General features: G+C 73.9%; 11 protein-coding genes. 5 read left to right on the top strand and 6 right to left on the bottom strand.

What is annotated here, in order from left to right:
- Nucleotides 1-220, bottom strand: a 220-nt coding sequence (locus EAO70_RS38545) for a hypothetical protein (protein ID WP_222723489.1), incomplete at its 3' end; no start/stop codon positions are given.
- Nucleotides 221-769: 549 nt separating this feature from the next.
- Here EAO70_RS38545 and EAO70_RS27350 point away from each other — a divergent pair.
- Nucleotides 770-1,369, top strand: a complete 600-nt coding sequence (locus EAO70_RS27350; RefSeq protein WP_187284066.1) for a DUF4328 domain-containing protein — start codon at nt 770-772, stop codon at nt 1,367-1,369.
- Between the two features lie 198 nt (nt 1,370-1,567).
- Nucleotides 1,568-1,990, top strand: a complete 423-nt coding sequence (locus EAO70_RS27345) for a YjbQ family protein (RefSeq protein ID WP_148005568.1) — start codon at nt 1,568-1,570, stop codon at nt 1,988-1,990.
- A gap of 49 nt (nt 1,991-2,039) precedes the next feature.
- Here EAO70_RS27345 and EAO70_RS27340 read toward each other — a convergent pair whose 3' ends face one another.
- Nucleotides 2,040-3,023, bottom strand: coding sequence for a GNAT family N-acetyltransferase (locus EAO70_RS27340; protein ID WP_148005567.1), 984 nt, complete (start codon nt 3,021-3,023; stop codon nt 2,040-2,042).
- A gap of 85 nt (nt 3,024-3,108) precedes the next feature.
- On the opposite strand from EAO70_RS27340, the gene EAO70_RS27335 reads away from it, so the two are divergent.
- A complete protein-coding gene (locus EAO70_RS27335; RefSeq protein WP_187284065.1) occupies nt 3,109-3,567 on the top strand; it encodes a pyridoxamine 5'-phosphate oxidase family protein in 459 nt (152 codons plus the stop codon).
- A gap of 98 nt (nt 3,568-3,665) precedes the next feature.
- Here the strand turns inward: EAO70_RS27335 and EAO70_RS27330 are convergent, their stop codons facing one another.
- The 4 genes from EAO70_RS27330 to xylA all read right to left on the bottom strand — a co-directional run bounded on the left by EAO70_RS27330 (nt 3,666) and on the right by xylA (nt 8,052).
- On the bottom strand, nt 3,666-4,319 hold the full coding sequence (locus EAO70_RS27330; RefSeq protein ID WP_148005566.1) for a lactate utilization protein C: 654 nt from the start codon (nt 4,317-4,319) through the stop codon (nt 3,666-3,668).
- Nucleotides 4,316-5,719, bottom strand: a complete 1,404-nt coding sequence (locus EAO70_RS27325; RefSeq protein WP_148005653.1) for a lactate utilization protein B — start codon at nt 5,717-5,719, stop codon at nt 4,316-4,318. Before EAO70_RS27325 ends, EAO70_RS27330 begins: the two co-directional genes overlap by 4 nt.
- A 29-nt stretch (nt 5,720-5,748) precedes the next feature.
- Nucleotides 5,749-6,465, bottom strand: coding sequence for a (Fe-S)-binding protein (locus EAO70_RS27320; protein ID WP_148005652.1), 717 nt, complete (start codon nt 6,463-6,465; stop codon nt 5,749-5,751).
- A gap of 417 nt (nt 6,466-6,882) precedes the next feature.
- Nucleotides 6,883-8,052 (bottom strand): xylose isomerase, encoded by a 1,170-nt coding sequence (gene xylA / locus EAO70_RS27315; RefSeq protein ID WP_148005565.1) that lies wholly within the window; start codon nt 8,050-8,052, stop codon nt 6,883-6,885.
- A 181-nt stretch (nt 8,053-8,233) separates the two neighbouring features.
- On the opposite strand from xylA, the gene EAO70_RS27310 reads away from it, so the two are divergent.
- Together EAO70_RS27310 and EAO70_RS27305 are read left to right on the top strand one after the other, a co-directional pair.
- Nucleotides 8,234-10,030, top strand: coding sequence for an FGGY family carbohydrate kinase (locus tag EAO70_RS27310; RefSeq protein ID WP_148005564.1), 1,797 nt, complete (start codon nt 8,234-8,236; stop codon nt 10,028-10,030).
- 87 nt (nt 10,031-10,117) lie between these two features.
- The gene (locus tag EAO70_RS27305; protein WP_148005563.1) at nt 10,118-11,329 is read left to right on the top strand and encodes an ROK family transcriptional regulator; all 1,212 of its coding nucleotides are present in this window, start codon (nt 10,118-10,120) and stop codon (nt 11,327-11,329) included.
- The last annotated feature ends 76 nt before the right edge of the window (nt 11,330-11,405 follow it).

The following is an 11,405-nucleotide window of genomic DNA, read 5'->3' as shown; positions in this document are numbered from 1 at the left end:
GTCCGGTGCCGAACGAGAGAGGTGTGCCGTGGCGCGGAGGGGGCTGTTCGGAACAGGAGTCGGGATTCCGGGCATGCCGGAACCAGCCCCGGTGCGAGAGGTCGCGGTCGTCGAGCCGCTCCATGGCGCGGTCGAGGACGCGGGTCCGCGGGGGAGTGCGGGTACGGCTACAGGCGGGGGTGCGGATGTGAGTACGGCTGCGGGTGTGGGCGGCGGGCACGGGAGGTGCGGACGTGCCGGCCGGTGGCCGTAGCCGTCAAGGCGGTGCGCGCCGTCGGAGGGGCCGCTCGTGCGGGCGGCGTCGACTGACGTGGGGGATGTCGCATGAGCGATTCCTCGCAGTACGGGCACACCGATGACGGTGTGCCGACCGGACGGATCCGCTCCCACTGGTCCGGCAGACCGTAGCGTCAACTGACGTCAAGGAAAAGAGGAGTTGAGTAAATCTCTCGTCGGGGGCCTTCGACTCTTCGCACGTCTTGACGCGGTTGCGTCCCCCCTGCACAGTGGGAGCGCTCCCACTGGTTCAGAGCTTGTCTCCACGCACGCCGCGCTCTTCGCTCACCCGATGCCCCGACCGCGAGGAGAACCACCCGCATGCCATGCCTCCGACCAAGAAACGCCCCACCTCCGGGCGGCCCCAGGCCGGACCGTCCCCGACCGGGGTAGGCGCCCCCTCATCCACCCTGGCCGAAACGCGCCTACCATTCCGGTGATCACCGCCGGCGCGGCGCACCGCGGCGGCGTCACCGCATCCCGGGGGGATTCCATGGACGCCTACAACGTGCCGGTCGGACCGGCCGCCGTGCGGGGCCCGCGCTTCAGATTCCGCAATCCGGTCGGACCGGCCGTCCTGATCCAGTCGCTGATCGCCACCCAGGCCCTCACCGACGCCTACATCATGGCGAGCGGCGGCGAGGACTCCCCCTGGCTCGCCGAGGACATGGTCCCCTTCCCCGCGGTGCTGCAGCTGTCGTGCTGGGCGGCGTTCATCGTCTGGTTCTTCCGCGTCCGCGCCAACGCCGAGGTCCTCGCTCCGGGCAGCCACAGATATCCGGTGGGCTTCTCCATCGGCGCGTGGGCCATCCCGCTCGCCATGTGGTGGCTGCCGCGCCGCATCACCCTCGACATCCGCCGGGCAGGCGGCCCGCCCCACGACGCCTGGCTGATCAACGCCTGGTGGTTCGTGTGGCTGGCCGACGGCCCCCTCTCCGTCGCGTTCCACTATCTGTTCCTCGACCACTTCGACTACCGCAACCCGGTCGACCAGAGCATCAGCGTCCTCTGCGCGGCCCTCGCGATCGCGGTGATCCGCCGGGTGACCGCCGGCCAGCCGGCCGGGCCCCTGCCGTACTTCAACATGACCTGAGCCCCGGGTCCCGCCGGGGGGAGCGGCGGGCGCGGCCCGGGCCCGCCGCTGCTGCGCGCGCCTGCCGGCCCGCGCGACCTCGGCGGTCGGCCGGGACGGGCGTCCGGCGCCGTACTCGCGCGGCGGTACCCGGGGTCACCTCCGCGGGCGCCCGCGTGGGGCGTATGCGAAGGCCGCCCGCTCCGCCACGATGAGGGGATGAGCAACGCTTTCACCACACGCGTACTGGACGTCACCACCGGAGGATCGGAGACGGTGTACGACCTGACCGGGGAGTGCGTCGCCTTCCTGGCCGAGGTCGCACAGGGCCGCGGAGGCCTCCTCAACGTCTTCACGCCCCACGCGACGACGGGCGTGGCGCTGATCGAGACGGGCGCGGGCAGCGACCACGACCTGCTGACCGCCCTGCACCACCTGCTCCCCGCCGACGAACGCTGGCAACACCGCCACGGCAGCCGGGGCCACGGCCGCGACCACGTCCTGCCGGCCCTCGTCGCCCCCCACGCCACCCTCCCGGTGGTCGACGGCGAACTGGCCCTCGGTACCTGGCAGTCGGTATGCCTGGTGGACACCAACAAGGACAACCCGGAGCGCCAGGTGAGGCTGTCGTTCCTCGGCTAGCGACGGCCACGGGGACGGGCACGGGGCCTTGGGTGGGATGCCCGGTCGATCAAGCGAGTGGCTTGCGGTAGCGGACGTACTCGTTCTGTCTCCGGAACCCCACGCTCTCGTAGAGATCGTAGGACCGGTGCGGATTCGCCGCGCCCGTGTACAGCCTGGCCGTCGTCGCACCCTGCTCGCGGAGGCTTCGCAGCCCGTCCAGCAGCAGGATCCGGCCGATTCCGAGGCGTCGCCGGTCCGTTCGGACACTCAGCTCTTCGACCTCGCCCACGGTGTGGTCGTGGGCGCGGAGGGAGCAGAGGGCAACGCCGAGCATGTCCTGCCCGTTCCAGGCAGCCCTCCAACAGGCCGGGTCGGCGGTGTCGACGAAGTCCTGGAAGGACCATCTCTGAGTGAAGCCGGTGTCCGCGTACGAATCGACGACCGTTCTCCAGGCCGCGCGGTAGTGGCTGGTCTCGATCGGCCCCGTCCGTATCCCGGCTGGGAGTTGGGTGCCTGGCTCTGGCAACCGCCGCAGATCGGCAAGCTCCATCTCGACCAGACTGAAGACACGTCGGTAGCCGGCGGCGAGCAGAAGCGCCGTGGCGTCCTGCTCGGAACTCATGGCGTTCGCACCGATCACCGCGGTCCGCGCCGTGCCATGTTCTTCGACGAGCCGGCGGATTCGCTCTTCGGCCCAGCGCAGCATGGCCGATCCGATGCCTTGGTCGCGATGCTCGGGCAAGAGGTATCCGCGGTGCAGGTACAGCCACGTATCGTCGCGCTCCTGCCACCACCGGATCGTCGAGTAGCCGACGACACTCCCGTCGCGCACCACCAGAACCTGGTTCCTGGACGGCTCGTCCAGCTTGGCAGAGGCCTCGGCGATCTCGGCGGCTGTCGGGAGCCCTTCCACCACCGAACGGGCGTCGACCCGGTCCCGTTCGACACATCCCAGCCGCACCGCGGCCATGGGGCCGTGGTCCTCGTCGCCCCGATACGGCCGGAACCCGAAGCCGGCCGGGAGATCCTGTCCTGGCGTGTCATCCGACATGATCGGATGATCTCGAACTTCGAGGCGGGTCCGCCACTCTGCACCCACGTCCCCGGCGTGATCCACACGGCGTAGGGTCGGGGCCATGACGACGCATCCCACGGTCCGAGAGCCCGAGCAGCGCAAGAAGGACGTCCTCGCCCGGCTCGCGGGGGAGGTGGACATCTGGGTGGCGTCGGCGAGTGCCGACGGCCTGCCCTACCTGGTGCCGCTGGCCTTCCACTGGGATGGTGCGGACCTCTGGCTGTGCACCCGGCTGACGAACCCCACCGGCCGCAACCTCGCGTCCGGCGCGCGGACCCGGTTGGCCCTCGGTCACACCCGGGACGTCGTGCTGATCGACGGAGACGTGACGACGCTCGCGGTCGACGACGTGCCGACCGAGGCGATCGAGGGCTTCGCCGCGAAGTGCGGCTGGGATCCGCGCAGATCGGGTCCCGCGTACCGCTGGTTCCGGGTCCGGCCCACCGCCGTGGAGGCCTGGCTGGAGGAGCCCGAACTGGGCGGCCGCCACCTGATGCGGGACGGTGTCTGGACCGTCTGAGCCGGGTCCGGTGAGCGGGCGGTGGACCGGCCGGGCTCGTCCGGGGCGGTCGGGCGGCCGGCGCCGTCGGGGCCCCGCTCGTCGCCCCCCGCAGCGCCTCAGACCCCGGTCAGCAGGATCACTTCCAGTGTCCTGGGGCCATGGACGCCCTCCACCCGGTCGAGTTCGATGTCGCTCGTCGCCGACGGCCCCGAGATCCAGGTCAGCGGGCGGGTCGGGTCGAGTCGGGGGAGTGCCTGCGGTACCGATGCCACCACCTGGTCGGGCGCCCGGACCACGCACACATGCAGGTCGGGGACGAGGGTGAGCGCGCGGCGGCCCTGGCCCGGGCCGCCGTCGAGGACGATCGTGCCGGTCTCGGCGACGGCGAGCGCGCAGCCCGTCACCACCGCGTCGACGCCGTCGAGTTCGTGCGGGGTGAGCCGGGGCGCGTCGGTCCGCGGTTCGGCCCGCGTCGCGGTGAGCCACTCCTCGGGCAGTCCGGGAGGGACTACCACCGTGCGGGCACCCCGCTCGGCGAGGATCCGGGCGACGAGCTCCGGCAGGCCCTCCGGCGGAGTGCGGTGGACGTGGGCGCGGTAGTCGGCGAGGTTCTCGTGGAGCAGGTCGAGGAGGCCGCCGGGGTCCTCGGCGCCGTGCCGGTCGAGATAGTCGCGGGTGACCTCCGGGGGCTCGGGCGCGTCGGCGACGGCGGCCCGGATCCTGGCGAGCACGCGCGCGCGTGCGTCGTTCGCGGAGCTTCCCCCGGTCATGAGCGGTTCCTCTTCCACCAGTCGCGGAAAGGTTCGGCGGGCAGCTCGGGGAGGTCCCGGTGTGCGGACCACGGCCCGGCGCCCGGCCCCGGAAGCCGTTTCGGGTGCAGGGCGCGGGTGGCGGAGGCGGCGCGCTCGCCCGCGGTGAGGGCGGCCGGGTGGTCGAGCAGCCAGGAGGCCGCCCTGATCGCCGCCCGTTCGAGGCGGTGTCCCTTCCCGCCCTCGACGGCGACCCGTTCGCGCAGGTGCACCAGGACCTCGGGGATGTCGATGGCCACCGGGCACACCTCGTAGCAGGCCCCGCAGAGCGAGGAGGCGTACGGCAGGGAGGCGTCGATCTCGCGGACCGTGCCCCGCAGTTGGGGGGTGAGGATCGCGCCGATCGGCCCGGGATAGACGGAGCCGTACGCGTGACCGCCGGCCCGCTCGTACACCGGGCAGACGTTGAGGCAGGCCGAGCAGCGGATGCAGCGCAGCGCCTGCCGGCCGATCTCGTCGGCGAGCGCGTCCGTGCGTCCGTTGTCGAGGAGCACCAGATGGAAGGCGGACGGCCCGTCGTCCTCGCTCGTGCCGGTCCACATGCTGGTGTACGGGTTCATGCGTTCGGCGGTCGAGGAGCGCGGCAGCGTCTGGAGGAACACCTCCAGGTCCCGCCAGGTCGGCACCACCTTCTCCACTCCGACGACGGAGATCAGGGTCTCGGGCAGCGTGAGGCACATCCGGCCGTTGCCCTCGGACTCGACCACGACCAGGGTGCCGGTCTCGGCGACCATGAAGTTCGCCCCGGAGATCCCGACCCGGGCCCGCAGGAACTTCTCCCGCAGGTGCAGCCGGGCCGCCTCCGCGAGTTCGGCCGGAGCGTCGCCCAGCCCCTCCGGCGCGGGCCGGCCCCAACGCCCCATCCGCTCGCGGAAGATGTCGCGGATCTCGGCCCTGTTGCGGTGGATGGCGGGGACCAGGATGTGCGAGGGCCGGTCGTCGCCGAGCTGCACGATGAGCTCCGCGAGATCCGTCTCGTACGCGGCGATCCCCTCGGCCGCCAGGTGCTCGTTGAGCCCGATCTCCTGGGTGGCCATCGACTTGACCTTGACCACCTCGGTCTCGCCGGTCGCGCGGACGAGATCGGTGACGATCCGATTGGCCTCGGCCGCGTCGGAGGCCCAGTGCACCGTGCCGCCCGCCGCGGTCACCCTCTCTTCCAACTGGAGCAGGTGTTCGTCCAGGTGCCGGAGCGTCCGGTCCTTGATCTCCTTGCCGGCCCGGCGCAGCTGCTCCCAGTCGGCGAGTTCCGCCACCGCACGTGCCCGCTTGTCGCGGATGGTGTGGGTCGCGTGCCGCAGGTTGGCCCGGAGCCGCGTGTCCCCGACCGCCGTCCGCGCGGCCTCCGGGAAGGCCGGCATGCCGAGGAAGGTCCCGCCGTGCGTCTCGTTCACCGCCAGGGCTCCTCTTCCGTGCTCGCCAGGACGTCCGCCAGGTGCACCGTGCGCAGCGGCGTCCCCTGTCGGCTCAGCATGCCGCCCACGTGCAGCAGGCAGGAGTTGTCCGCGCCGCACAGCACCTCGGCGCCCGTGGACAGCGCGTTCGCGATCTTGTCGGCGCCCATCGCGGCCGACACGTCCGGGTTCTTCACCGCGAACGTACCGCCGAAGCCGCAGCACTCCTCCGCGCCCGGCAGCTCCACCAGCTCCAGGCCCTTCACCGCCTCCAGGAGCCGGCGCGGGCGGTCCCCGAGCCCGAGCAGGCGCAGCCCGTGACACGACGGGTGGTACGTCACCCGGTGCGGGAAGAAGGCGCCGACGTCCGTCACCCCGAGCACGTCCACCAGGAACTCCGTCAGCTCGTACACGCGCGGGGCCAGCCCCGCGGCCTCCGCGCCGAACGAGGCGTAATGGTGGCGCACCATCGCCGCGCAGGAGCCCGACGGGGTGACCACGTACGGGTAGCCGTCGAAGGCCCGGACCGTGCGGCGGACGAGCGGCGCGGTCTCGGCGCGGTACCCGGTGTTGAACTGCGGCTGTCCGCAGCAGGTCTGCGCGGCCGGGAAGTCGACCCGCACGCCCAGGCGTTCGAGGAGGCGGACGGTGGCCACCCCGGTGCCGGGGAAGAGAGCGTCGTTGACGCAGGTGACGAACAGGGCGACACGCATCACGGGTTCCTCGCCCTCCTCGGGTTCCTCGGGCTCCTCTGCCTTCACGGGGCCGGCCGCCTCCCCGGCCGCCTGCCCCGCGCTGCGTAGTCTCGCAGGGCCGGCCGCGGACGACGAGCCGACGCCACGAAGCGGGGCGGGACGTGGGGCGCGGAGCCACGCGCGCGGGGCGGAATGGGTGGCGCGGAGCCACGCGCAGGGCGGGACACGGGGCGCGGCGGGACATGGGGCGCGGCGCCGCGGGCGCGTCGCGGAAGCACGCGCGCGGGGACGGGCGCTCCGCCACGCGCGCGGTGACGGCGCGCCGCGCCACGCCCGCGTGGCGGGGACGGGCGGCGTCCGGCGGCCGGGACGCCGTCCGCCGTCTCCGGCCGCGCGGCAGGCGCCGCATGCCGGGCGTCGTACGGCCGGCGGGTGTCAGCGGACCCCGAGCAGGTGCTCCAGGGCCAGCTGGTCGAGGTGCTCGAAGGCCATGGAGCGGGCGGCCACCGCGTCCGCGTCGAAGGTCTCGTACGCCGTGGGGTCGGCGAGCAGTTCCGCGAGTCCGTCGGCCGCGGTGGGAACGGCGAGTTCGGGCAGCCGGGAGGCGGCCAGGGCCTCCCGCACGTCCGGGTCGGCGCGGAACGCGGCCGCGCGCTCCTTCAGGATCAGGTAGTTGCGCATGCAGTTCTTCGCGGACTCCCACACCCCGTCGAAGCCGTCCGTCCGCACCGGCTTGAAGTCGAAGTGGCGCGGGCCCTCGTACCCGGCCGTCTCCAGCAGGTCCACCAGCCAGAACGCCTGGCGCAGATCACCCGCGCCGAAGCGGAAGTCCTGGTCGTACTTGATGCCGGACTGACCGTTCAGATCGATGTGGAAGAGCTTGCCGGCCCAGAGGGCCTGCGCGATGCCGTGCGGGAAGTTGAGGCCGGCCATCTGCTCGTGGCCCGTCTCCGGGTTCACGCCCACGAGTTCGGGGCGTTCCAGGCGCTCGATGAAGGCGAGCGCGTGCCCGATCGTGGGCAGCAGGATGTCGCCGCGCGGCTCGTTCGGCTTGGGCTCGATGGCGAACCGCAGGTCGTACCCCTGCTCGGTGACGTACTGGCCCAGCAGGTCGAAGGCCTCCTTCATCCGGTCGAGCGCGATCCGGACGTCCTTCGCCGCACCGGACTCGGCGCCCTCCCGACCGCCCCAGGCCACGTACACGGTGGCACCGAGCTCGACGGCCAGGTCGATGTTGCGGAGGGTCTTGCGGAGCGCGAAGCGGCGCACGTCCCGGTCGTTGGCGGTGAACCCGCCGTCCTTGAAGACGGGGTGGGTGAAGAGGTTCGTGGTGGCCATCGGCACCGCGAGCCCCGTGCGGTCGAGCGCGGCCCGGAAGCGCTTCACGATCGCCTCGCGCTCGGCCTCCGGCGCGCCGAAGGGGATCAGGTCGTCGTCGTGGAAGGTGACTCCGTACGCGCCGAGGGCGGCGAGCCGCTCGACCGTCTCGACGGGGTCGAGGGCGGGGCGGGTGGCCTCGCCGAACGGGTCGCGGCCCTGCCAGCCGACGGTCCACAGGCCGAAGGTGAAACGGTCCTCGGGGGTGGGGGAGAAGAGCTCCGGCATGGTCTGTCCCTCTCGCTGTCGACGTGCGCGTGACGTGCTGTCGTCCTGCTCCGGGGATTGCTCCCGGGATTTGTTTTCTGAGATAACTAATACGGGACGGACGCACCGCGGCGCCAGCCCCCGGCGCGAACCGGCTCCCGTGACGACCTTCGGCGACGCACCACAGGGAAGAGGTGAGGGCGTGCCCACCAGGCGCTCCGTCGTGATCGGCGTGGACAGCTCCACGCAGTCCACCAAGGCCGCGGCCGTCGACGCCGCCACCGGCGAACTGCTCGCCGTCGGCCGCGCCCCGCACACCGTCACCGGCTCCGCCGGCGCGCGCGAGAGCGACCCCGAGGAGTGGTGGACGGCCCTCGTCGCCGCCGTCCGCGTGGCCGTCCGGGAGGCGGGCGTCCCGGCCTCGGCGGTCACCGGGATCGCCGTCGCCGGACAGCAGCACGGCCTCGTCACCCTCGGCGCCGACGGGCGCCCGCTGCGCCCGGCACTGCTCTGGAACGACACCCGCTCCGCCCCGCAGGCCGCCGCCCTCGCCACCCGGCTGGGCGGCCAGGCCGACTGGCTGCGCCGTACGGGGTCGGTGCCCGTCGCCTCCATGACCGCCGCGAAGTGGCAGTGGCTCACCGAGCACGAACCCCGCCACGCGGAGGCCGTCGCGGGGGTCCGCCTCCCGCACGACCACCTCACGGAACGCCTCACCGGCCTCGCGGTGACCGACCCGGGGGACGCCTCGGGGACGTGCTGGTACGGGAGGGGGGCGGGCGGCGGTGACCGCACGGGAACCGTCGGTGCCGACGACCCCACGGGGAGAGGGCCCGCCGGTGCCGATGATCCCGCCGGTACCGAGTCGGGCGGTGCCGTCGACCCCGCCGGTACGGAGCCCGCCGGTGCCGACGACCGCCTCGCCGGTAGGAAACCCGCCGGCGCCGATGACCCCGCCGCCACGAAGCCCGCCGGCGTCTCCGGTGCCGTACGCGCCGACGCGTCCGGCAGCAGCGCGGAACCCGCCGGTGCCTACGACCCCGAGATCCTGGACCTCATCGGCCTCGACCCGGCTCTCCTGCCCACCGTCGCGCCCGGCGGGGCCAGCCCCGTGGGCACCCTGACCCCCGCCGCAGCCGAGGCCCTCGGGCTGCCCCGTACCGTCGTCGTCGCCGCCGGGACCGGCGACAACATGGCCGCCGCGGTCGGCCTCGGCCTCGGCGGCGCGGGGCTCCTGGACCATCCGGTCGTCAGCCTCGGCACCTCCGGCACGGTCTTCGCCGCGACCCGCGCACGGCCCGCCGACCCCGCGCTCGCGGGCTTCGCCGCCACCGACGGGACGCACCTCCCGCTGGGCTGCACCCTCAACTGCACGCTCGCCGTGGACCGGTTCGCCACGCTCCTCGGCCTGGACCGCGAGGACGCCCTCCTCGGCGGAGCCGGTGGCGGCAGCGGTGGTGACGGCGTGGTCGTCCTGCCGTACCTCGACGGCGAACGCACCCCCGACCTGCCGCACGCCGCCGGACTCGTCACCGGCCTGCGGCACGGCACCGACCCGCGGTCGATCCTCGGCGCCGCCTACGAGGGCGCGGCCTTCACGGTCCTGCGCGCCCTCGACCACCTCCTCGCCGCCTGCGGCCTCGACCCGGCCGCGCCCGCCGTCCGCGACCGGCCGCTGCGCCTGATCGGCGGCGGGGCGCGCGGCCGGGTGTGGACCGAGACCGTCCGCCGTCTCTCCGGGCGGCCGCTGGTGGTCCCGGCCGCCGACGAACTCGTGGCCCTCGGCGCGGCGGCCCTCGCCGCGGCCGCGGTGTCCGGCGCCGACCCGGTGGCCCTGGCGACGGCCTGGGGCACGGGTGCGGGCGAGATCCTGCCCGCGGCCGGCCGCGACGAGGAGGCCTGGGGCCGTATCGCGGGGGTCCTGTCGGCCGCGGCACCGGCCTTGCTGACACCGGGCCGCCGAGGGCCCGAGAGAGCGTCGGCGGACGGGGTTCGGTGAACGAACCGTGTGGGTGGGGCGGTGCGGCGGGCCGTCGGGAGAGCTGTTTCCCGGTCGGCGGACGGGGCGGCTAGGCTCGCGCTCACCATGAACCAGCCCACGGAACCCAAGGCCGACAAGTCGGGCGTGCGCCGGCACAACCTGAGCCTCGTCCTGCGGACCGTCCACGACGCCGGCGAGACCACCCGGGCGGCCGTCGCCGCCCGGGTCGGGCTCACCCGCCCCGCCGTCTCCTCACTCGTCGAGCAACTCCTCGACCTGGGCTTCCTCGTCGAGTCGGGCAAGACGTTCAGCGGGCAGGCGGGACGGCCGGGAACCGTCCTGAAACCGGCCGACACCGGACCCGGGGGACTCGGCGTCGAGATCAACGTCGACTACGTGACGGCCTGCGTCGTCGACCTCACCGGCACGGACCGCGTCCGCCGCACCGAGCGCCTCGACAACCGCGCGGCCGGGGCGCCCGAGGTGCTCGCCCGCGCCGCCCGGCTCGCCGCCGACGTCCTCGACACGGCCGCCGAACGGCACCTCGCCCCGGCGGCCGCCGGACTCGCCCTGCCCGGCCTCGTCTCCGGCGGAGCCGTACGGCAGGCGCCCAACCTCGGCTGGTACGACGTCGACGCCGAGCGCCTCTTCGGCGAGGCGCTCACCGCCGTCCGCCCCGGCACCGCACGCCTCCCCCTGAGCTCCGACAACGAGGCCAACATGGCCGCCCTCGCCGAGCTGTGGTTCGGCACCCTCGGCGACGTCCGCACCTTCCTGCACCTCACCGGCGAGATCGGCGTGGGCGGCGCGATCGTCGTCCACGGCGAACTCCTGCGCGGCGCGCACGGCTTCGCGGGCGAGATCGGCCACCTCGTCGTCGACGCCGAGGGCCCGCTCTGCCGCTGCGGCTCGCGCGGCTGCCTGGAGCAGTACGCGGGCCAGGCCGCGCTGCTCGACGCGGCACGGGCCTCCGGGATCCCCGAGCTGGCGGACCGTGCCGGGGCCGGTGAACCGCGAGCCCTCGCCGCGCTCGCCGAGGCGGGCCGGATGCTGGGGCGGGCCCTGTCGGGCGCCGTGAACCTCCTGGACCCCGAGGCGGTCGTCCTCGGCGGGATCTACCCGCAGCTGATGCCGTGGCTGGTCCCCGCCCTGGCCGGGGAACTCTCCGACCGCGTCGTCTCCGGACTCTGGACCCCGGAGGCGGGCCGCCTGCGCGCCGCCTCCGCCGCCACCGACGCCTCACGGGGAGCGGCGGCGCTCGTCCTGCACGACGTCCTGGCCGACCCTCTGGCGTACGCCCCGGCGGCGGGGACCTGACCGGACCCCCGGACCCTATGGCGTACGCCAGAGGGTCGGCCAGGACGTCGTGCAGGACGAGCGCCGCCGCTCCCCG

Source organism: Streptomyces sp. adm13(2018) (assembly GCF_008042145.1).
Classification (GTDB): domain Bacteria; phylum Actinomycetota; class Actinomycetes; order Streptomycetales; family Streptomycetaceae; genus Streptomyces.
Note: the sequence above shows the minus strand (reverse complement) of the source record. Positions and strands in the feature narration are given on the sequence as shown.

Bases quoted from the DNA above. Each gene is read 5' to 3' on its own strand.
- EAO70_RS27345 (WP_148005568.1), top strand. From the start codon at position 1,568: ATGAGCAACGCTTTCACCACACGCGTACTGGACGTCACCACCGGAGGA.
- EAO70_RS27330 (WP_148005566.1), bottom strand. From the start codon at position 4,319: ATGACCGGGGGAAGCTCCGCGAACGACGCACGCGCGCGCGTGCTCGCC.
- EAO70_RS27340 (WP_148005567.1), bottom strand. From the start codon at position 3,023: ATGTCGGATGACACGCCAGGACAGGATCTCCCGGCCGGCTTCGGGTTC.
- EAO70_RS27325 (WP_148005653.1), bottom strand. From the start codon at position 5,719: ATGCCGGCCTTCCCGGAGGCCGCGCGGACGGCGGTCGGGGACACGCGG.
- xylA (WP_148005565.1), bottom strand. From the start codon at position 8,052: ATGCCGGAGCTCTTCTCCCCCACCCCCGAGGACCGTTTCACCTTCGGC.
- EAO70_RS27350 (WP_187284066.1), top strand. From the start codon at position 770: ATGGACGCCTACAACGTGCCGGTCGGACCGGCCGCCGTGCGGGGCCCG.
- EAO70_RS27335 (WP_187284065.1), top strand. From the start codon at position 3,109: ATGACGACGCATCCCACGGTCCGAGAGCCCGAGCAGCGCAAGAAGGAC.
- EAO70_RS27320 (WP_148005652.1), bottom strand. From the start codon at position 6,465: ATGCGTGTCGCCCTGTTCGTCACCTGCGTCAACGACGCTCTCTTCCCC.
- EAO70_RS27305 (WP_148005563.1), top strand. From the start codon at position 10,118: ATGAACCAGCCCACGGAACCCAAGGCCGACAAGTCGGGCGTGCGCCGG.